We start from the raw sequence: 19,950 nt of genomic DNA, 5'->3' as shown, positions 1-19,950 counted from the left end.
GGGCATTTGCCCATCAAAAAAGCCATCCCGAAGGATGGCTTTTCAGCAAGCTGGATGCAAGAGCAATCAGGCTTTGACGCTGGCCAGTGCCGCGTTGAACGTGGCGCTGGGGCGCATGATCGCGGCCAGTTTGGCTTGATCGGGCATGTAGTAGCCGCCGATGTCGACGGGCTTGCCTTGCACAGCGTTGAGCTCTTCGACGATTTTCTTCTCGTTGTCGCTCAAGGCTTTGGCCAAAGGCGCGAACTGGGCGGCCAGTGCAGCGTCTTCGGTCTGGGCTGCCAATTCCTGAGCCCAGTACATCGCCAGGTAGAACTGGCTTCCGCGGTTGTCCAGCTGGCCAGTCTTGGGCGAGGGGTTCTTGTTGTTGTCCAGCAGTTTGCCTGTGGCGGCGTCGAGTGTGGCGGCGAGGATCTTGGCCTTGCTGTTGCCGTTCTTGATGCCGAGGTCTTCCAGCGACACGGCCAGAGCCAGGAATTCTCCCAGCGAATCCCAGCGCAGGTGGTTTTCTTCGACCAGCTGCTGCACGTGTTTGGGGGCCGAGCCGCCGGCTCCGGTTTCGTACATGCCGCCACCGGCCATCAAAGGCACCACCGACAGCATCTTGGCAGACGTCCCCAACTCCATGATCGGGAACAGGTCGGTCAGGTAGTCGCGCAGGATGTTGCCTGTTGCGCTGATGGTGTCCAGACCGCGTACGACGCGTTCCAGTGTGTAGCGCATCGCGCGCACCTGGCTCATGATCTGGATGTCCAGGCCCGTGGTGTCGTGCTCGTGCAGGTACATCTTGACCTTGGTGATCAGCTGGGCTTCGTGCGGACGGTAGGCGTCCAGCCAGAAGACCACAGGCATGCCGGAGTTGCGGGCACGGGTCACGGCCAGTTTGACCCAGTCGCGGATGGCGGCGTCCTTGACCTGGCACATGCGCCAGATGTCGCCTTCTTCCACGTTCTGGCTCAGCAGCACTTCGCCGGTGTTGAGGTCGGTGATGTTGGCCACGCCGTCTTCGGGGATCTCGAAGGTCTTGTCGTGCGAGCCGTATTCCTCGGCTTGCTGGGCCATCAGGCCCACGTTGGGCACCGTGCCCATGGTCTTGGGATCGAACGCGCCGTGCCATTTGCAGAAGTTGATCATCTCCTGGTAGATGCGGGCAAAGGTCGATTCAGGCATCACGGCCTTGACATCTTTCAGGCGGCCATCTGCACCCCACATCTTCCCGCCGTTGCGGATCATGGCGGGCATGGAGGCGTCCACGATCACGTCGTTGGGCGAGTGGAAGTTGGTGATGCCCTTGGCCGAATCCACCATGGCCAGTTCGGGACGGTGCTCGTGGCAGGCATGCAGGTCACGCTTGATTTCGTCCTGCTTGGACTGGGGCAGGGCGGCGATCTTGTTGTACAGGTCGGCCATGCCGTTGTTGACGTTCACGCCCAGTTCCTTGAACAGGGCGCCATGCTTTTCAAAGGCTTCTTTGTAGAAGATCTTGACGCAGTGACCAAACACGATGGGGTGCGACACCTTCATCATGGTGGCCTTGACGTGCAGCGAGAACATCACGCCGGTCTTGTGTGCGTCTTCAATTTCCTTGGTGTAGAAGTCGATCAGCGCCTTCTTGCTCATGAACATGCTGTCGATGACTTCACGGTCGAGCAGGGAGACTTTGGGTTTGAGGATGATGGTCTTGCCGCTCTTGGTGATCAGCTCCATCTTCACGTCACGGGCGCGGTCCAGGGTCATGGACTTTTCGCCGTGGTAGAAGTCGCCAGCGTGCATGTGCGACACGTGCGAGCGTGAAGCCTGGCTCCACTCGGCCATGCTGTGGGGGTTCTTGCGGGCGAACTCTTTCACGGCGCGGGGCGCGCGACGGTCCGAGTTGCCTTCGCGCAGCACGGGGTTCACGGCCGAGCCGACACATTTGGCGTAACGGGCCTTGATGGCCTTTTCTTCGTCGTTCTTCGGGTTCTCGGGGTAGTCGGGCAGGGCGTAGCCCTTGCCTTGCAGTTCCTTGATGGCGGCGGTCAGCTGGCCGACGGAGGCGCTGATGTTGGGCAGCTTGATGATGTTGGCTTCGGGCTTGAGCGTCAATTTGCCCAGTTCGGCCAGGTTGTTGGGGGCGCGCTGCGCTTCAGGCAGCAGGTCGGCAAACTCGCCCAGAATGCGGCCCGCGACGGAGATGTCGCTCTCGGCCACTTCGATGCCTGCTGGGGCCGTGAAAGTGCGGATGATGGGCAAAAACGACGCGGTGGCCAGCAAGGGGGCTTCGTCGGTCAGGGTGTAAATGATCTTGGATTTGTCTGCAGCCATGGGCGTCCTCGTTCTTGTGGTGAAAAGACATTTCAGAACCCGCAATCTTAAACGAGCTTCCAGGCAGATAACTGACAACAAGCCTTCGCGTGGGCCGCTTTGAGCTGTATGGCTGCTGCATCTGATGCGGGTCAAAGCGCTGCTTCGGCCTCGACCCTCGTTTTTGTGGGAAAATCAGGGTTCTTTGACCCTCACAAGAGCAAGAAAGGCACAACGGGTTATGACACCGCGAACTTGGAGCTTTCACTCTGGCCTTTGAAGGCCTGCAGTTCGCGCCTGCCTTTCTTCCCCATTTCAGCGCGGTTTTGACCGCGCTTTTTACTTTTCAATTCCATGGTACAGATCACTCTTCCCGACGGTTCCCTGCGTGAGTTTCCCGGTCCGGTGACCGTGGCCGAGGTGGCCGCTTCGATTGGCACCGGCTTGGCCAAAGCGGCTTTGGGCGGCAAGGTCAACGGCGAGTTGGTGGACACCAGCTTTCGCATCGATGCCAGCGCCAAGCTGGCCATCGTGACGGCCAAGGACCCTGAAGGCCTGGAGTTGATCCGCCACTCTACAGCCCACTTGCTGGCCTACGCCGTCAAAGCGCTTTTCCCTGAGGCGCAGGTCACCATCGGTCCGGTGATCGACAACGGCTTTTATTACGACTTCTCCTACAGCCGTCCTTTCACACCGGAAGATCTGGTGGCCATTGAAAAGCGCATGACCGAGCTGGCGGCCAAGGACGAGCCGGTGGTGCGCCGCGTGCTGCCGCGCGACGAAGCCGTGGCCTATTTCAAGGAGCTGGGCGAGCATTACAAGGCCGAGATCATCGGCTCTATCCCGGCCGATCAAGAGGTCAGCCTCTATCGCGAAGGCAATTTCGAGGATCTCTGCCGTGGTCCCCACGTGCCCAGCACAGGCAAGCTCAAGCACTTCAAACTGATGAAGGTGGCGGGTGCCTACTGGCGTGGCGACAGCAAGAACGAGATGCTGCAGCGCGTGTACGGCACGGCCTGGGCCAGCAGGGAAGACCTGCAGCAGTACCTGCTGCGTCTGGAGGAAGCCGAGAAACGCGACCACCGCAAGCTGGGCCGCGAACTGGACCTGTTCCACATCGATGACCATGCCCCGGGTCTGGTGTTCTGGCACCCCAAGGGCTGGACCGTCTGGCAGAAGGTGGAGCAGTACATGCGCCAGGTGTACCGCGACAACGGTTACCAGGAGGTCAAAGGCCCCCAGATCATCGACAAGAGCCTGTGGGAGAAGACCGGCCACTGGGACAAATACCGCGACAACATGTTCACCACGGAGTCAGAAAAGCGTGACTACGCTTTGAAGCCGATGAACTGCCCGGGGCACATCCTCATTTTCAAGCAGGGCATCAAGAGTTACCGCGACTTGCCGCTGCGCTACGGTGAATTTGGCCAGTGCCACCGCAACGAGCCTTCGGGCGGCCTGCACGGCATCATGCGCGTGCGCGGCTTCACGCAGGACGATGGCCACATCTTCTGCACTGAAGACCAGATCCTGCCCGAGTGCGACACCTTCACCCAGGTGCTCAAGAAGGTCTATGCCGACTTCGGCTTCACTGACATCCTGTACAAGGTTTCGACCCGCCCGGCCGCCCGCATTGGCTCGGACGAGCTGTGGGACAAGGCCGAAAAGGCCCTGATGGACAGCCTGCGCCATTCGGGCTGCGAGTTCGTGATTTCGGAGGGCGACGGTGCCTTCTATGGCCCCAAGATCGAATACACGCTCAAGGACGCCATCGGCCGTGAATGGCAATGCGGCACGATCCAGGTGGACTTCAACCTGTCCGAGCGCCTGGATGCCGAATACACCGCCGAAGACGGCAGCCGCCAGCGCCCCGTGATCCTGCACCGCGCCATTGTGGGCAGCCTGGAGCGCTTCATCGGCATTTTGATCGAGCAGCACGCGGGTGCATTGCCCACCTGGCTTGCGCCCGAGCAGGTATCTGTGCTCAACATCACCGATGCCCAGGCCGATTACTGTCGCGAAATCGCCTCAAAACTGCAAAAAGCACTGCCAAATCAAGACCTTAGGGTCGATTTGGACCTGCGCAACGAGAAAATCACGTATAAAATACGCGAGCATTCGTTGCAAAAGCTGCCTTACATCCTTGTCGCAGGCGACAAGGAAAAGGCTGCAGGTACCGTCGCAGTCCGCGCCCGAGGCAACAAAGACCTCGGTGTGATGTCGATCGATGCGTTCATTGAACACATTGCTGCCGACATCGCTTCTAAAGCCTGAAGGTGAATTTCGCCACATGCTTTGGCCCGTGGGCACAAAGACGGTTCGGCTGCTGGTTGCAGTTTTTACCCTTGAAGGATTGAGTCATCGCTACCGAATTTCGTGATCGTCGCCAACGCGAAGAACGCAAACACCGTTTGAACCGTGAAATCATGGCCCCTGAGGTCCGGGTTTCCGGCCCTGACAATGAGCCATTGGGCATCCTGTCCCTGGCCGAAGCCTTGCGCATGGCCGGTGAGCTGGATGTGGACCTGGTTGAAATTGCCGCTACGGCCAGCCCGCCTGTTTGCCGTTTGATGGACTACGGCAAGTTCAAGTACCAGGAGCAAAAGCGTGCGGCGGAAGCCAAAGCCAAGCAAACGGTCATTGACATCAAGGAAGTCAAATTCCGTCCGGGCACCGACGATGGTGACTACAACATCAAGATGCGCAACATCCGCCGTTTTCTGGCCGATGGCGACAAATGCAAGATCACTTTGCGTTTCCGTGGCCGCGAGATCACCCACCAGGAGTTGGGCATGGCCTTGCTGAACCGGATTCGTGACGAGTTGGCCGATTCCATCGTCGTCGAGCAGTTTCCAAAGCTGGAAGGCCGCCAGATGATCATGATGATCGCGCCAGGTCGCAAAAAGCCTGTGGGCAAAGCTGCAGATGCTGCAGCGCCTGCCGATCAGGCTGTTTGAAGAATTTGACCTGCTTTCGGGCGGGTTGAATCAGGAGCTGCCTTTGGGCGGCTTTTGTAAAAGTGGCTCGGGGCCATCAAGGCTGCAAAGATTTTGCAGACGCCTCACGAGCACAAATAAAGGAGCATTCAAATGCCCAAGATGAAGACCAAAAGCAGTGCTAAAAAGCGCTTCCGTGTTCGTCCAGGTGGAACCGTCAAACGCGGTCAAGCCTTCAAACGTCACATTCTGACCAAGAAGACCACCAAGAACAAACGCCACCTTCGCGGTGCAGTGGCCGTGCATGAGACCAATATGGGTCACATGGCACAGATGCTGCCCATGGCTGGCCTGTAATTCACTGACGAACTAGGAGAAAACTATGCCTCGCGTTAAACGTGGTGTAACGGCACGCGCCCGTCACAAGAAAGTTCTGGCCCTTGCAAAAGGTTTCCGCGGTCGCCGCGGCAATGTCTTCCGCATCGCCAAACAGGCGGTGATGAAGGCTGGCCAATATGCCTACCGTGACCGCCGTACCAAGAAGCGTGTGTTCCGTCAGTTGTGGATTGCCCGTATCAACGCCGCTGCGCGTGAATGCGGTCTGACCTACAGCCAGTTCGCCAACGGCCTGAAGAAGGCTGCCATCGAAATCGACCGTAAGATGCTGGCGGACATCGCCGTGCACGACAAGGCCGCTTTTGCTGGCATCGTGAACCAAGTCAAAGCCAAACTGGCCGCAGCTTGAGTCCATGAGTGACACGGGCTCTCGGGCCTGTGCCACGCACTCGATCAAAGGGATTGAGGCTCGCAACAGCTTCAATCCCTTTTTTGTTCCCCCATTCACAGATCTCTCACCGATCTCCCACACCATGAACGAGCTGGACACCCTGGTCGAATCCGCACGCCAGAGTTTTGCGCAGGCACTGACACCTGCTGACCTCGAAAACGCCAAAGCCCTGTTTCTGGGCAAAGCCGGTCGCATCACCGAGCTGATGAAGGGCATGGCCGCTCTGAGCGTGGAAGACAAGAAAACCCGCGGTGCGGCCATCAACCTCGCCAAGCAGGCGATCGAGGCCGCGCTCAATGACCGCCGTCAGGCGCTCGCCGATGCCGAGCTGCAAGCGCAGCTCAAGGCCGAGGCGCTCGATGTGACCTTGCCGGGCCGCAGCGCCAACGTCGGTGGTCTGCACCCCGTTTCACTCACGCTCGAACGCGTGGAGCAAATTTTTGGCTCCATGGGCTTTGAAGTGGCCCAGGGCCCCGAAATCGAGACCGACTGGTTCAACTTCACCGCGCTCAACACGCCCGAAGACCACCCGGCCCGGTCCATGCACGACACCTTTTACGTCGAAGGCGGTCACCTGCTGCGCACGCACACCAGCCCGATGCAGGTGCGCCACGCCGTGCAGCACGTCAAGCGCTACCGCCACCTGATCGACGTCGGTCAGGCCATGCCCGAGATCCGCGTGATCGCGCCGGGCCGCACCTACCGCGTGGACAGCGATGCCACCCATTCGCCCATGTTCCATCAGTGCGAAGGCCTGTGGATTGGCGAGAACGTGAGCTTCAAGGACCTGAAGGTCGTGGTCACCGATTTTTGCCGCACCTTTTTCGAAAGTGACGATCTGGTGCTGCGCTTTCGCCCCAGCTTCTTTCCGTTCACCGAACCCAGCGCCGAGATCGACATCCAGTTCCAGAGCGGTCCGCTGGCCGGTCGCTGGCTCGAAGTGGGGGGCTCCGGCCAGGTGCACCCCAACGTGGTGCGCAACATGGGCCTGGACCCTGAACGCTTCATCGGCTTTGCCTTCGGCATGGGCATGGATCGTTTCACCATGCTGCGCTACGGCGTGAACGACCTGCGCCTGTTCTTTGACGGCGATGTCCGCTTCCTGAGCCAGTTCCAGTAATTCCCGAGACCCCGACATGCAATTTCCCGAATCCTGGTTGCGCGAGTTCTGCAACCCGTCCTTGACGACCCAGCAACTGGCCGACACCCTGACTATGGCTGGTCTCGAAGTGGAAGAGCTCGAACCCGTGGCCCCGCCGTTCACCCAAATCGTGGTCGGTGAAATCAAGGAAGCCGCGCAGCACCCCAACGCCGACCGTTTGCGCGTGTGCCAAGTGGATGTGGGGCAGGGCAGTCTGCTGAACATTGTGTGTGGTGCGCCCAACGCCCGCGTGGGCATCCGCGTGCCTTGTGCCCTGGTTGGTGCCGAGCTGCCGCCCGGTGACGATGGCAAACCGTTTGTCATCAAGGTCGGCAAGCTGCGTGGCGTCGAGAGTCAGGGCATGCTGTGCTCGGCCAAGGAGCTCAAGATCGCCGATGACCACGGTGGCCTGTTGGAGTTGCCGCTGGACGCGCCGCTGGGTCAGGACATCCGCCAGTACCTCCATCTGGACGACACGCTGATGACGCTCAAGCTGACGCCCAACCTGGCGCATTGCCTGAGTGTGTACGGCATTGCCCGCGAAATGTCGGCCCTGACGGGTGCGCCGCTCAAGGCCCCGACTTTCCCCGCTGTGGCCACGCAGATCAGCGACACCCTGGCGGTGAAGGTGCTGGCCACCGACCTGTGCGGCCGCTTCAGTGGCCGGGTGGTGAAGGGCGTGAACACCAAAGCCCAGACGCCACAGTGGATGGTGGAGCGCCTGGCGCGTTGCGGCCAGCGCAGCGTGAGCCCACTGGTGGACATCTCCAACTACGTGATGTTCGAGTTCGGCCGCCCATCGCACATTTTTGACCTCGACAAGATCCACGGCGGCCTGCAGGTGCGCTGGGGCAAAACAGGTGAATCGCTCAAGCTGCTGAACGGCAACACCGTCACCGTGGATGACAAGGTCGGCGTGATTGCGGACGACAGCCAGGTCGAGTCGCTGGCCGGCATCATGGGCGGCGACGCCACCGCCGTGTCCGACGACACCCAAAACATCTACATCGAAGCCGCCTTCTGGTGGCCCACGGCCATCGCGGGCCGTTCGCGTCGCTACAACTTCTCGACCGACGCCGGTCACCGTTTCGAGCGCGGCGTGGACCCGCAGCTGACGGTGGAGCACATCGAGCGCATCACCCAGCTGGTGCTCGACATCTGCGGCACGCCCGAGACAAAGGTCGGTCCCATCGACGATCAGACTTTGAATGTGCCCGCGATCAAACCCGTCACGCTGCGCGTGGCCCGTGCGGTCAAGGTCATCGGCATGCCGCTGACCCAACAGCAATGCGCCGATGCGCTGCGCGGCCTGGGCCTGCAGGTGACAGAAGGCGAGGGCACGGTCACCGTGACGCCGCCGAGCTTCCGCTTTGACCTGCAGATCGAAGAGGACCTGATCGAGGAAGTGGCCCGCATGGTGGGCTACAACAACCTGCCGACCAACCCGCCGCTGGCACCCATCACCGCCAAGGTGCGCCGCGAGACCGAGCGCAGCCCGTCGGCTGTGCGCCGGGCCATTGCGGCGCTGGGCTATCAGGAAACCATCAACTACAGCTTTGTCGAGGAAGCCTGGGAAAAAGACCTGGTCGGTAATGCTGAACCCATTCGCTTGCTCAACCCGATCGCCAGCCAGATGAGCGTGATGCGCTCGAGCCTGATCGGCTCGCTCTTGCAGGTCGTCAAGTTCAACGCCGACCGCAAGGCCGACCGCGTGCGCGTGTTCGAGCTGGGCCGCGTGTTCATGCGCAACGCCGCGGTGCAAAGCACCGACACCACGGTGGAAGGCTTTGATCAGCCGATGCGCGTGGCGGGCATGGCCTGGGGCCCTGTGGAGCCCTTGGGCTGGCAGGGCAAGGCCCGCAACGTTGATTTTTACGACGTCAAAGCCGATGTGGAGCAACTGCTGGCTCCGCGCAAGGCGGTATTTGCTGCCGCCGAGCACCCTGCACTGCACCCCGGCCGTTCGGCCCAGGTGCTGGTGGATGGCGTGGTGATTGGCCATGTGGGCGAGTTGCACCCCCGCTGGCGTCAGGCCTGGGAGTTGTCCAGCGCGCCCGTGGTGTTCGAGTTGTCGCTCGACGCCGTCACAGCCCGTGTGGTGCCTGTGGCCCAAAGCGTGGCCAAGCAGCAGCCGGTCGAGCGCGACATTGCAGTGATCGTGGCAGAGTCGGTCACCCATGCGCAGCTGATGCAGGCGATCCACGCCGCACCGACCGATGGGCTGCTGCAAAGCGCGGTGCTGTTTGACATCTACCGACCCAAGGCCGAGCCCCAAGGCGGCACTTTGGCTGTGGGCGAGAAGAGCCTGGCCGTGCGTCTGACGCTGGGCGATGGCGAAGCCTCTTTGACCGAGGCGCAGATTGAGGCCGTCATGTCTGCTGTGGTGGCGCATCTGACGCAACAATTGGCAGCGCGCTTGCGCGGTTGAGGAAACAGCGCATGGAACTCTCGGTTGAAAGCCTCGAAACGCCCGCGCTCACCAAGGCGCACTTGGCCGATTTGTTGTTTGAGCAAATCGGCCTGAACAAGCGCGAGTCCAAGGACATGGTCGATGCCTTTTTCGACCTGATCGTGGACAGCCTGATCCAGGGCACGGATGTGAAGATTTCCGGATTCGGTAACTTCCAGATTCGCACCAAGGCGGCCCGCCCTGGGCGCAACCCGCGCACAGGGGAGCTGATCCCGATCGAGGCACGCCGCGTGGCCACATTCCATGCCAGCCACAAACTCAAGTCGGTGATCCAGGACACGGCGGACGGGGCCAAACCTCAGGCATAGTGGCGGGACTACCCCTGTCGGAAACCCCTATGCTGTTCAAGTTCAAATCCAAGGCGGCTGCCGATCTGATCATGCTCGAAGCCGATGCCCGGCGCCTGCTCCAAATCATGATCGGGGACGATCCGGTCAAGGGCATCCTGCCCGTACAGACACTGCCCGACGTGCTGGCCAAAATCGATGTGGCCGTCCAGCAGGACGAGGCCATGCGCCTGGCCCGTTCACAAAATGCGCAGCAAGCCGAGACACGGACGTCTGAAGAGGAGCCAGAGCCTGCGCTGCCTGCGATTCGGCTGGCTCAGCGTGCTGCGCCCATGCAGCAAATGATCCAGCGCAGCATCCGCGAAGAGTCCGACATCGTCTGGGGCGTGTAAAGCGGCGGTGACCTGGGGCCTGCCTGACCACCGCGCCTTCTGCCGGGCTTTTCAGCGCTTGAAGGCGGCGCCGCCGAGCTTGTACCCGGCCTGGATGTTGCGCTTGGCAAACCAACCCTGGTTCATTTCCAGCACAAACCTCACCGGCTTGGCCGAGCAATGGGAGTCGTCGTTTTGCGGCTTCATGTCAGCCAGGTTGACGATGGTGCCGTCATCGTCCACAAAAGCCGCCGTGAGCGGCAGCAGGGTGTTGCGCATCCAAAAGCATTGCCTCGCGGGTTGCTCGAACACAAACAGCATGCCTTCGTGCTGGGGCATTTCTTTGCGCCACATGAGCCCGATCTGACGCTGCTCGGGGGTCAACGCCAGCTGCACATCAAGCAAATGCATCCCCGCGCTCAGCTGCATGCGCTGCAAATTCATTTGTGGTGTCTGGGCTTGAGCGGCGGTTTGCAGTCCCAAGGCAGTCAACAGCAGGGCTGCACGGACGAGACGGATGCGGTCAAAGAGGGAGAAGACGTTGGCAGACATGGACGCTTGGGGTGCAGAAAACGGACAATCCCGAGCATAACGGCTCTCAGTACGGTGCAGGGCATGCGCCCCGGCTGCTTGCACAGCAGCTCAGGCGTCAGGTGAGGGCCCCGAGGTCTCCGAGTAACGGATATTGATCGCCATCAGCCCCTTGGGGCCGTCGGTGAGCTCAAAATCGACCCGGGCACCTTCCTTGAGGGTTTTGAATCCCTCCATCTGGATGGCTGAGAAATGTGCAAAAGCGTCGGCCCCCCCACCGTCGGGCTGGACAAAGCCAAAGCCTTTGGCATCGTTGAACCACTTGACTGTACCACTGGGCATGGCGTGTCTCCATCGTTTTGCACCAGTTTGAGGCGTCTTTGACGAATTTGTCAATGTGAGGTTTTCCCCGATGGGGTGCATTTGCGAAGGACTTTTTCAGACGCCCGACCTTCTGCCGAAAATCCCCCGATAGAATGAATTCATGGCAACGAAAAAACCTGTTTCCCCGACGCTGCCGCCGGATTTGACAAAAACGACAGACGGCAGCGATTCCGTCGTCCTGGAGCGCCGCGCGCAGCGTGTGGCCCCCCCGCAGATGTACCAGGTCGTCATGCTCAATGACGACTACACCCCGATGGAGTTTGTGGTGGTGGTGATCCAGGAATTCTTCAACAAAGACCGCGAAGCGGCCACCCAGATCATGCTCAAGATCCACCTGGACGGTAAGGCTGTCTGTGGTGTGTATTCGAAAGACGTGGCCGCCACCAAGGTCGACCAGGTGCTCGATGCGGCCCGGCAGGCCGGACATCCGTTGCAATGTGTCAGCGAGCCCATTGAATAAGCCGGATTTGGCTTCACGTAAGACAACAGTTTCAACCACAGCAAGGCAAAAGGAAATCACATGATTGCCCAAGAATTGGAAGTCAGCCTGCACATGGCCTTCGTCGAGGCCCGTCAGCAGCGGCATGAGTTCATCACCGTGGAGCACTTGCTGCTGGCCCTGCTGGACAACCCCAGCGCGGCCGAAGTCCTGCGCGCCTGCTCGGCCAACATGGACGACCTGCGCGCATCCTTGACCCATTTCATCAAGGACAACACCCCGCAGGTGGGCGGTACCGAAGAGGTGGACACCCAGCCCACGCTGGGTTTTCAGCGGGTGATCCAGCGCGCCATCATGCATGTGCAGTCCACCGGCAATGGCAAGAAGGAAGTCACGGGCGCGAATGTGCTGGTGGCCATTTTTGGTGAAAAAGACTCGCACGCGGTGTATTACCTGCACCAGCAGGGCATCACGCGCCTGGACGTGGTCAATTTCATTGCCCATGGCATCCGCAAGAGCGACCCGCCCGAGGCGGCCAAATCGGCTGAAGCACCTGCCAGCAACGAGGGTGAGGAGGGCGCGCAAGGCGGCGAGCGCAGCGAAAAAGCCTCGCCCCTGGAGCAGTACACCAACAACCTCAATCAGGCGGCCAAGGACGGCAAGATCGATCCGCTGATCGGCCGCGAATACGAAGTCGAGCGCACCATCCAGATCCTGTGCCGTCGCCGCAAGAACAACCCGCTGCTGGTGGGCGAGGCGGGCGTGGGCAAAACGGCCATTGCCGAGGGCCTGGCCTGGCGCATCACCCAGGGCAGCGTGCCCGAGATCCTGGCCGAAGCCCAGGTTTATTCGCTGGACATGGGCGCGCTGCTGGCGGGCACCAAGTACCGTGGCGACTTCGAACAGCGCCTCAAGGGCGTGCTCAAGTCGCTCAAGGACAAGCCGCACGCCATCTTGTTCATCGACGAAATTCACACCCTGATCGGTGCGGGGGCTGCTTCCGGTGGCACGTTGGATGCGTCCAACCTGCTCAAGCCCGCGCTGTCCAGCGGCCAGCTCAAATGCATCGGCGCAACCACTTTCACCGAGTATCGCGGCATCTTCGAAAAAGATGCAGCCTTGTCGCGGCGTTTTCAGAAAGTCGATGTGGTCGAGCCCACTGTGGCCGAGACGGTCGAAATTCTCAAGGGCCTCAAGAGCCGCTTTGAAGAACACCACAGCGTCAAGTACGCGAACGCTGCGCTGCAGGCCGCTGCCGAGCTGTCGGCCAAGTACATCAACGACCGTCAGCTGCCCGACAAGGCCATTGACGTGATCGATGAAGCGGGGGCCGCCCAGCGCATCCTGGCCGCGTCCAAGCGCAAGAAGACCATCGGCAAGGGCGAGATCGAGGACATCGTGGCCAAGATCGCCCGCATCCCGCCGGCCAATGTGTCCAACGACGATCGCAGCAAGCTGCAAACCATCGAGCGGGACCTCAAATCGGTGGTGTTCGGTCAGGACAAGGCGCTGGAAGTGCTGTCGTCCGCGGTCAAGATGGCTCGCTCGGGCCTGGGCAAGGCCGACAAGCCGATAGGCTCATTCCTGTTCAGCGGTCCTACGGGCGTGGGCAAGACCGAAGCGGCCAAGCAGCTGGCCTACATCATGGGCATCGAGCTGATCCGCTTTGACATGTCCGAGTACATGGAGCAGCACGCGGTGAGCCGCCTGATTGGCGCGCCTCCGGGCTATGTGGGTTTTGACCAAGGGGGTCTGCTGACCGAAGCGGTGACCAAAAAGCCGCATTGCGTGCTGCTGCTCGACGAGATCGAAAAAGCCCACCCCGCGATCTTCAACGTGCTGTTGCAGGTCATGGACCACGGCACGCTGACCGACAACAACGGGCGCAAGGCCGACTTCCGCAATGTCATCATCGTCATGACGACCAACGCGGGTGCCGAGACCATGAACAAGGCCACGATCGGTTTCACCAACCCGCGTGCTGCTGGGGACGAGATGGGTGACATCAAGCGCCTGTTCACGCCCGAGTTCCGCAACCGCCTGGACGCCATTGTCAGTTTCAAGCCACTCGATGAACAGATCATCCTGCGTGTGGTCGACAAGTTCCTGTTGCAACTCGAGCAGCAATTGGGCGAGAAGAAGGTCGACGTCACCTTCACCGACAAGCTGCGCAAGCACCTGGCCAAGAAGGGCTTCGATCCGCTCATGGGTGCGCGCCCGATGCAGCGCCTGATCCAGGACATGATCCGCAAGGCCTTGGCCGACGAGTTGCTGTTTGGACGCCTGACCGATGGTGGTCGTCTGACGGTGGACCTGGACGACAAGGACGAGGTGCTGCTCGACATCCAGCCTTTGCCCAAGAAGGATGCGCGCACTGGCAAATCCGAGCCAGAACAGGAAACGGCCGTTTGATGGCTGAGTTTTGAACGAAACGCCGGACTTGTTCCGGCGTTTTTTGTTGTGGAGATGAGATGCTGACCCTGACAGAGGCATTCGCCCAAGAGGTTCACGTGCTGGCGGCGGCACTGCAAAAGCTGAGCCCGACGCAGTGGACCGCCCCGACCCAGTTCAAGCAGTGGACCCCGCAACAGATCGTGTGCCACCTGCATTGCTGGAACGAGGGCGCTGACTGGGCCGTTCACCAGCCCGAACGCTTCCAGGCACGCTTGCAGGCCAGCCGCGAGCATGTGCAACGCGGTCTGAGCATGCGCGACTTCGAACGCGATGCGGTGGATGGTGCAGGACCGGCATTGCTGCAGCGCTGGCGCGACTTGGCCTTGGACATGGCCCACCGTTGGCAGGGGCTGGATGCCCGCACCAGGGTGGCATGGGCCGGGCCGGCCATGTCTGTTCGTTCGTCGTTGACCGCACGCCAGATGGAGACCTGGGCCCATGGGCAGGCCGTTTTTGACATGCTGGGTCAGGACCGGCCCGAGTCGGCACGGCTGCGCAACATCGTGGTGCTGGGGGTGAACACCTTTGGCTGGAGCCACAGCGTCAGGGGCTGGGATGTTCCGCCCAGCCTGCCTCGGCTGAGTTTGATGGCGCCCGACGGTGAATGCTGGACTTTTGGCGAAGGTGGCGATGCCGGCCATGTGAGGGGCAGTGCCGTGGCATTTGGCCAGGTGGTGACTCAGACCCGGCATCTGCTGGACACCGACTTGCAGGTCGAAGGGGAAGTGGCCAGACGCTGGCTGCTCCATGCCCAGTGTTTTGCCGGTGCCGCACAAGTACCGCCAGCCCCTGGTCAGCGGCGCAAAGTCCTGCTCAGCCAAGGCGGCTGACTGAGGTTTTCCGCCAATGCAAATGACGGTAAATGTCATTGCGAGCGGCCAGGCCTGGCTTGAACATGCCAGATAACCACCGACAGGAGACAGAAGATGCGCCGTTTGTTTCAGCATGTGTTCACCGTGGGCCTCGCTTTGGCCGGTCTGCTGGCCAGTTCGGCAGGGCAGGCGCAACAAGCGGCGACTTTCCCCAGCAAAACCATCCGCATCGTGGTGCCTTACACCCCGGGTGGCACCACCGACATCATGGCCCGCAACATCGGCCTCAAACTCACCGAATACTGGGGGCAGCCCGTGATCGTCGACAACCGCCCTGGGGCTGGTGGCTGGTTGGGCTTGGCTTCCGTGGCCAAGGTGCCAGCCGATGGGCACACCCTGGTGCTGACCATCTCGAATGCCATTTATGCCAAATCGCTCTACAGCAAGCTGCCGTTTGACATCGATACCGAGTTCGACCCGGTGTCCATGCTCACGCGTTCGACCATCGGTCTGGCGGTGCCCGCGAACTTTCCGGCCAACACACTCGATGAATTCATTGCCCATGCCCGCAAGAATCCGGGCAAGCTCAGTTACGGCTCCTTCGGGCAGGGCACCACGGCGCACATCTTTGGCGAGTCTTTGAACCTGGCAGCCAAGATCGATCTGGTGCATGCGGCCTACAAGGGCGCTGCTCCCTTGACGCAGGACCTCATGGGCGGACAGATCAGTGCTGCCTGGCTCGATGCCGCTTCGCTCGCTCCTTTGCTGCAGGCGGGCAAGATCAAGGTGCTGGCCATGACCGGCACTCAGCGCACCTCTTCGCTGCCGATGGTGCCGACCTTTGCCGAACTGGGCCTCAAGGGTTTTGAGCCGGTGGGCTTTTTCCTGGTGCTCGCCCCAGCCGGCACCCCCAAGGATGTCCTGGCCAAGGTGTCTGGTGGTATTGCCCGTGCCGTCAGAAGCACGGACCTGAGCAACAAGTGGCGTGAACTGGGTCTGGAGGCCGTGGGCAGCACCCCCGAGGAGCTGGGCATGGAGATGAAAAACCTGGCCGACACCATGGACCGCGCCATCAAGGCGGCCAAGATCAAGCTGGACAACTGAAGCGTGGGGCCGGGCATGCGAACCGTTTTGCGTGAAGACCATGAGGCGTTTCGTGTCCAGGTGAGGCGCTTTGTCGAACGCGAGATCGCACCACACCACCTCGAATGGGAAGACGCCGGTCGGGTGCCTTTGAGCCTGTGGCAGGCGGCAGGGCAGGCCGGTTTGCTGTGCACCACCTTGCCCGACCCCTATGGGGGTGGCGGTGATTTTGGCCACGCGGCCGTGATCATCGAAGAGTTGGCCCGGGTCAACGCCACGGGGGTGGGCTTCAGCCTGCACTCCGAGGTGGTGGCCCCCTACCTGAATGCCTATGGCAGTGACTGGCAAAAGCAGCGCTGGCTGCTCGCCATGGTGCAGGGGCAAACGGTGGGCGCGATCGCCATGACCGAGCCCGATGTGGGCAGTGACCTCAAGGCCATCCGTACCCGGGCAGAGCGCGACGGTGAGCACTATGTGCTGACGGGCCAGAAGACCTACATCTCCAACGGGTTGAATGCCGGTCTGGTGATCGTGGTGGCCAAGACCGACCCTGAGATGGGGGCCAAAGGCATCTCGCTGCTGGTGGTTGAAGATGGCATGCCGGGCTTTGAGCGGGGCCGCGCCCTGCGCAAGATCGGCCTGCGCGGGCAGGACACGGCCGAGCTGTTTTTCGACCAGGTGCGTGTGCCGGTCAGCCACCTGCTGGGCGAAGAAAACCAGGGCTTTCGCTACCTGATGCACCAGCTGGCACAGGAGCGCCTGGTGATTGCGGTGCGTGCGGCCGCCTCCATCGAGGCCTTTCTGGAACGCACCATCGCCTGGACGCGTGAGCGCAAGGTGTTTGGCCAGTCGGTGTTCGATTACCAGAACACCCGCTTCAAACTGGCCGAAGCCAAGGCCAAGTCGGTCATGTTGCGCACGTTTGTGGACGACTGCCTGGCCCGCCACCTGCGCGGTGAACTGGACGCCGAGCGTGCGGCCATGGCCAAGCTCAACGCCTCGGAAATGCAGAACCAGCTGCTCGATGAACTCCTGCAAATGCACGGCGGCACCGGCTTCATGGCCGATGGCGGCATCGGCAGCGCCTGGGTGGACGCCCGGGTGGCGCGTATTTACGGCGGCAGCAACGAAATCATGAAAGAAATCGTGGCGCGTGGCCTGTGAGGCCACCTGCTTGATCGCACGAGGAACCCCCATGCAAGCCCCCCTTTCCGGCGTCCGCATTCTTGACCTGTCTGCCGTGGTCTCCGGACCCATGGCCACAGGCATCCTGGCCGACCAAGGTGCCGACGTCATCAAAGTCGAAACGCAAGGCGGCGACCTCACGCGCCGCGTGGGTCCGATCCAGGGCGACATGACCTCGCTGTTTGCCACCATCAACAGGGGCAAGCGCTCCATCGTGCTGGACCTCAAGCAGCCCGAGGCCCGGGCCATCCTGCGTGAGCTGGCCGAACAGGCCGATGTGCTGGTCGAAAACTTCCGCCCTGGGGCCATGCAGCGCCTGGGTTTTGGCTACGAGCAGGTCAAGGCCTGGAACCCGCGCATCGTTTACCTGTCGATCACCGGCTTCGGTCAAAGCGGACCTTATTCGGGCTACCGAGTCTACGACCCGGTGATCCAGGCGGTGTCCGGTTTTGCCGATGCCCACCCCGATTTCGATACACAGGAACCCCGGCTGCTGCAGACCCTGATGTGCGACAAGATCACCGCCCTGACGGCGGCGCAGGCCATCACGGCCGCGCTGCATGGTCGCCAGACGAGCGGCGAGGGCTGCCGTATTGAGCTGTCCATGCTGGACGCAGGGCTGTCTTTTTTGTGGCCGGAAGCGCTCTACAACCACAGCTTTCTGGACAATCCGCCCGCACCTGTGCCCGAGTTTGGCGCCCGGCAAAAACTTTGGCGGTGCAAGGACGGCTGGTTCGCCATGATCGCGCCGCAGGACGAAGAGTTTGCGGGCATCTGCCGTGTGTTCGGCAAGCCCGAGCTGCTGCAGGATCCGCGTTTTGCCAACATGATGCTGCGCCGCGACCACATCGATGCCTGGCGTGCTGTGCTCGAACCCATTGCTGCCGAGCAGCTGGTGCGGCCATTTGTGGAGCGTTTGGCCGCCGAGGGGGTGCCGGTCGGGCATGTGAACTTCAAGGCCGATTTGGCGGATGACCCGCAGATTCGGCACAACGAGAGCCTGATGGCGTCGAACTACCCCGGTCTGGGCCGCATCCGCGCACCGCGTGCAGCAGCCCGCTTCAACCAGCAGCCGGCAGACCCGGACCGCCTGGCTCCCCACCTGGGGGAGCACACGCGGTCGATCTTGGCAGAGTTGGGCCGCAGCCAGGAAGCCATCGATGCCTTGTTCGCCGCTGCAGTGGTGCGCTGAACGCCTGAAAGAGGCAGGTCTTCAGCGCCTGCGCTGGCTGCCCCCCAGCAGGCTGCCCAGCACCCCGCGCACGATCTCCCGGCCGATGGCCGAGCCCGCCGTGCGCACGGCGCTCTTGACCACCATCTGGGCAATGCCGTCGCGCTGACCGCCGCGCGGGCCGGTGCTGCCAAACAGCAGGTCGGACACCGCGCCCATCATGCCGCCTTCGGCTTGGCCATCGCGTGCGGACTGGGCCGCCGGGCTGTCGGCATGGGCGGTCACGTTGGCCTTGAGCACTTCGTAGGCCGATTCGCGGTCCACAGCCTGCTCATACACGCCTGCCACGAGCGAGTTTTGCAGCAGGGCCTGGCGCTGCTCGGGCGTGATGGGGCCGATCTGACTGCCTGGCGGCAACACGAACACGCGCTCGGTTTCGCAGGGCCGTCCCTTGGCATCCAGCAAGCTCACCAGGGCTTCGCCCACACCCAGCTCGGTGATGGCCGCCTCGATGTCCAGGCCCGCCTTGGGCCGCATGGTCTGGGCCGTGGCCTGCACGGCTTTCTGGTCACGCGGCGTGAAGGCCCGCAAAGCGTGTTGCACGCGGTTGCCCAGCTGGCCCAGCACGCTGTCGGAGATGTCCAGCGGGTTTTGCGTGACGAAATACACGCCCACCCCCTTGGAGCGCACCAGCCGCACCACCAGCTCGATGCGTTCGACCAGCGCGGTCGGAGCGTCCTTGAACAGCAAGTGTGCTTCGTCAAAAAAGAACACCAGCTTGGGCTTGTCCGGGTCGCCGATCTCGGGCAGCTGCTCGAACAGCTCGGACAGCATCCACAGCAAAAAGGTGGCGTACAGGCGCGGCGCGTTCAGCAGCTTGTCCGCGGCCAGGATGTTGACCACGCCCAGGCCCCGGTCGTCCGTCTGCATGAAGTCCTGGATGTTGAGCATGGGCTCGCCAAAGAAGCGGTCACCGCCTTGCTGCTCGATCTGCAGCAGCCCGCGCTGGATGGCGCCGATGCTGGCGGCGCTGATGTTGCCGTAAGCGGTGGTGAACTGTTTGGCGTTGTCACCCACATGCTGCAGCATGGCCCGCAGGTCCTTCATGTCCAGGAGCAGCAGGTGGTTGTCGTCGGCGATCTTGAAGACCAGGTTCAACACCCCCGCCTGGGTGTCGTTCAGGCCCAGCATGCGGGCCAGCAGCAGGGGGCCCATGTCGCTCACGGTGGCACGCACCGGGTGACCCTGTTCGCCAAACACGTCCCACAGGGCCGTGGGGCAGGCCAGCGGCTCGGGCAGGGCGATGCCCCGCTCGGCCAGCACTTTGGCCAGTTTCTCGCCCACTTTGCCGGTCTGGCTGATGCCGGTCAGGTCGCCCTTGATGTCGGCCATGAAGACCGGCACGCCGATGCGCGAGAAGTTTTCAGCCAGGGTTTGAAGCGTGACGGTCTTGCCGGTGCCTGTGGCACCGGTGATCAGGCCGTGGCGGTTGGCCAGGGCAGGCAGCAGGGCGCATTGGGCATGGTCGTTCTGGGCAATGGGCATTGGTTCGGTCATGAAAAGGGCTTCCCTGGCTTCAAAAGTAAAATCACCGCCAGATTAAATCAACAAACAAG

The 19,950-nt window shown here is 61.7% G+C and carries 18 protein-coding genes; 14 read left to right on the top strand and 4 right to left on the bottom strand.

All coding sequences use genetic code 11. The annotated features are described in order from the left end of the window. Positions 1-66: 66 nt before the first annotated feature. Positions 67-2,304 carry an NADP-dependent isocitrate dehydrogenase gene (locus IC609_RS11730; RefSeq protein WP_191819670.1) on the bottom strand — a complete coding sequence of 746 codons (2,238 nt, stop codon included), beginning with the start codon at positions 2,302-2,304 and terminating at the stop codon, positions 67-69. 333 nt (positions 2,305-2,637) lie between these two features. Between IC609_RS11730 and thrS the strand changes: the two genes are divergently transcribed. The 8 genes from thrS to IC609_RS11690 all read left to right on the top strand — a co-directional run bounded on the left by thrS (position 2,638) and on the right by IC609_RS11690 (position 10,296). Beyond that, positions 2,638-4,557, top strand: a complete 1,920-nt coding sequence (gene thrS / locus IC609_RS11725) for a threonine--tRNA ligase (protein WP_191819669.1) — start codon at positions 2,638-2,640, stop codon at positions 4,555-4,557. Between the two features lie 86 nt (positions 4,558-4,643). Then, positions 4,644-5,240: a translation initiation factor IF-3 gene (infC, locus tag IC609_RS11720; RefSeq protein WP_191819876.1), complete on the top strand. Its 597-nt coding sequence runs from the start codon at positions 4,644-4,646 to the stop codon at positions 5,238-5,240. A 132-nt stretch (positions 5,241-5,372) separates the two neighbouring features. Further along, positions 5,373-5,576, top strand: coding sequence for a 50S ribosomal protein L35 (rpmI, locus tag IC609_RS11715; RefSeq protein WP_108322580.1), 204 nt, complete (start codon positions 5,373-5,375; stop codon positions 5,574-5,576). A gap of 25 nt (positions 5,577-5,601) precedes the next feature. Continuing rightward, positions 5,602-5,964 (top strand): 50S ribosomal protein L20, encoded by a 363-nt coding sequence (gene rplT, locus IC609_RS11710; RefSeq protein ID WP_026036460.1) that lies wholly within the window; start codon positions 5,602-5,604, stop codon positions 5,962-5,964. 124 nt (positions 5,965-6,088) lie between these two features. Beyond that, positions 6,089-7,126 carry a phenylalanine--tRNA ligase subunit alpha gene (gene pheS / locus IC609_RS11705; protein WP_191819668.1) on the top strand — a complete coding sequence of 346 codons (1,038 nt, stop codon included), beginning with the start codon at positions 6,089-6,091 and terminating at the stop codon, positions 7,124-7,126. Positions 7,127-7,142: 16 nt separating this feature from the next. Beyond that, entirely contained in the window at positions 7,143-9,575 is a 2,433-nt protein-coding gene (gene pheT / locus IC609_RS11700) for a phenylalanine--tRNA ligase subunit beta (protein WP_191819667.1), read from the top strand. Between the two features lie 11 nt (positions 9,576-9,586). Beyond that, positions 9,587-9,925 carry an integration host factor subunit alpha gene (locus IC609_RS11695; RefSeq protein WP_191819666.1) on the top strand — a complete coding sequence of 113 codons (339 nt, stop codon included), beginning with the start codon at positions 9,587-9,589 and terminating at the stop codon, positions 9,923-9,925. 29 nt (positions 9,926-9,954) lie between these two features. Then, positions 9,955-10,296 (top strand): DUF1840 domain-containing protein, encoded by a 342-nt coding sequence (locus tag IC609_RS11690; protein ID WP_191819665.1) that lies wholly within the window; start codon positions 9,955-9,957, stop codon positions 10,294-10,296. A 51-nt stretch (positions 10,297-10,347) separates the two neighbouring features. On the opposite strand, the gene IC609_RS11685 is transcribed toward IC609_RS11690, so the two are convergent. Both IC609_RS11685 and IC609_RS11680 read right to left on the bottom strand, forming a co-directional pair. Next, entirely contained in the window at positions 10,348-10,827 is a 480-nt protein-coding gene (locus IC609_RS11685; protein ID WP_191819664.1) for a DUF192 domain-containing protein, read from the bottom strand. A 90-nt stretch (positions 10,828-10,917) separates the two neighbouring features. Then, on the bottom strand, positions 10,918-11,148 hold the full coding sequence (locus IC609_RS11680) for a cold-shock protein (RefSeq protein WP_191819663.1): 231 nt from the start codon (positions 11,146-11,148) through the stop codon (positions 10,918-10,920). 142 nt (positions 11,149-11,290) lie between these two features. On the opposite strand from IC609_RS11680, the gene clpS reads away from it, so the two are divergent. From clpS to IC609_RS11650, 6 genes are all read left to right on the top strand, one after another. Then, positions 11,291-11,650, top strand: a complete 360-nt coding sequence (gene clpS, locus IC609_RS11675; RefSeq protein ID WP_191819662.1) for an ATP-dependent Clp protease adapter ClpS — start codon at positions 11,291-11,293, stop codon at positions 11,648-11,650. A gap of 60 nt (positions 11,651-11,710) precedes the next feature. Then, positions 11,711-14,041 carry an ATP-dependent Clp protease ATP-binding subunit ClpA gene (clpA, locus tag IC609_RS11670; protein ID WP_191819661.1) on the top strand — a complete coding sequence of 777 codons (2,331 nt, stop codon included), beginning with the start codon at positions 11,711-11,713 and terminating at the stop codon, positions 14,039-14,041. Positions 14,042-14,100: 59 nt separating this feature from the next. Then, entirely contained in the window at positions 14,101-14,913 is an 813-nt protein-coding gene (locus tag IC609_RS11665) for a TIGR03084 family metal-binding protein (RefSeq protein WP_191819660.1), read from the top strand. A 96-nt stretch (positions 14,914-15,009) separates the two neighbouring features. Beyond that, positions 15,010-15,999, top strand: a complete 990-nt coding sequence (locus tag IC609_RS11660; RefSeq protein WP_191819659.1) for a Bug family tripartite tricarboxylate transporter substrate binding protein — start codon at positions 15,010-15,012, stop codon at positions 15,997-15,999. A gap of 15 nt (positions 16,000-16,014) precedes the next feature. Further along, positions 16,015-17,142 carry an acyl-CoA dehydrogenase family protein gene (locus IC609_RS11655; RefSeq protein ID WP_191819658.1) on the top strand — a complete coding sequence of 376 codons (1,128 nt, stop codon included), beginning with the start codon at positions 16,015-16,017 and terminating at the stop codon, positions 17,140-17,142. A 31-nt stretch (positions 17,143-17,173) separates the two neighbouring features. After that, positions 17,174-18,355 carry a CaiB/BaiF CoA transferase family protein gene (locus IC609_RS11650; protein WP_191819657.1) on the top strand — a complete coding sequence of 394 codons (1,182 nt, stop codon included), beginning with the start codon at positions 17,174-17,176 and terminating at the stop codon, positions 18,353-18,355. A 21-nt stretch (positions 18,356-18,376) separates the two neighbouring features. Here the strand turns inward: IC609_RS11650 and IC609_RS11645 are convergent, their stop codons facing one another. Continuing rightward, on the bottom strand, positions 18,377-19,891 hold the full coding sequence (locus tag IC609_RS11645) for a helicase HerA-like C-terminal domain-containing protein (protein WP_191819656.1): 1,515 nt from the start codon (positions 19,889-19,891) through the stop codon (positions 18,377-18,379). Positions 19,892-19,950: the final 59 nt, after the last annotated feature.

This window comes from Limnohabitans radicicola (genome assembly GCF_014837235.1).
Lineage (GTDB): Bacteria > Pseudomonadota > Gammaproteobacteria > Burkholderiales > Burkholderiaceae_C > Limnohabitans_A > Limnohabitans_A radicicola.
Note: the sequence above shows the minus strand (reverse complement) of the source record. Positions and strands in the feature narration are given on the sequence as shown.

Coding starts and splice junctions, on each gene's coding strand:
- IC609_RS11695 (WP_191819666.1), top strand. CDS start 9,587: ATGGAACTCTCGGTTGAAAGCCTCGAAACGCCCGCGCTCACCAAGGCG.
- pheS (WP_191819668.1), top strand. CDS start 6,089: ATGAACGAGCTGGACACCCTGGTCGAATCCGCACGCCAGAGTTTTGCG.
- clpS (WP_191819662.1), top strand. CDS start 11,291: ATGGCAACGAAAAAACCTGTTTCCCCGACGCTGCCGCCGGATTTGACA.
- rpmI (WP_108322580.1), top strand. CDS start 5,373: ATGCCCAAGATGAAGACCAAAAGCAGTGCTAAAAAGCGCTTCCGTGTT.
- IC609_RS11660 (WP_191819659.1), top strand. CDS start 15,010: ATGCGCCGTTTGTTTCAGCATGTGTTCACCGTGGGCCTCGCTTTGGCC.
- thrS (WP_191819669.1), top strand. CDS start 2,638: ATGGTACAGATCACTCTTCCCGACGGTTCCCTGCGTGAGTTTCCCGGT.
- rplT (WP_026036460.1), top strand. CDS start 5,602: ATGCCTCGCGTTAAACGTGGTGTAACGGCACGCGCCCGTCACAAGAAA.
- IC609_RS11645 (WP_191819656.1), bottom strand. CDS start 19,891: ATGACCGAACCAATGCCCATTGCCCAGAACGACCATGCCCAATGCGCC.
- IC609_RS11680 (WP_191819663.1), bottom strand. CDS start 11,148: ATGCCCAGTGGTACAGTCAAGTGGTTCAACGATGCCAAAGGCTTTGGC.
- pheT (WP_191819667.1), top strand. CDS start 7,143: ATGCAATTTCCCGAATCCTGGTTGCGCGAGTTCTGCAACCCGTCCTTG.
- IC609_RS11685 (WP_191819664.1), bottom strand. CDS start 10,827: ATGTCTGCCAACGTCTTCTCCCTCTTTGACCGCATCCGTCTCGTCCGT.
- IC609_RS11655 (WP_191819658.1), top strand. CDS start 16,015: ATGCGAACCGTTTTGCGTGAAGACCATGAGGCGTTTCGTGTCCAGGTG.
- IC609_RS11650 (WP_191819657.1), top strand. CDS start 17,174: ATGCAAGCCCCCCTTTCCGGCGTCCGCATTCTTGACCTGTCTGCCGTG.
- clpA (WP_191819661.1), top strand. CDS start 11,711: ATGATTGCCCAAGAATTGGAAGTCAGCCTGCACATGGCCTTCGTCGAG.
- IC609_RS11665 (WP_191819660.1), top strand. CDS start 14,101: ATGCTGACCCTGACAGAGGCATTCGCCCAAGAGGTTCACGTGCTGGCG.
- IC609_RS11690 (WP_191819665.1), top strand. CDS start 9,955: ATGCTGTTCAAGTTCAAATCCAAGGCGGCTGCCGATCTGATCATGCTC.
- IC609_RS11730 (WP_191819670.1), bottom strand. CDS start 2,304: ATGGCTGCAGACAAATCCAAGATCATTTACACCCTGACCGACGAAGCC.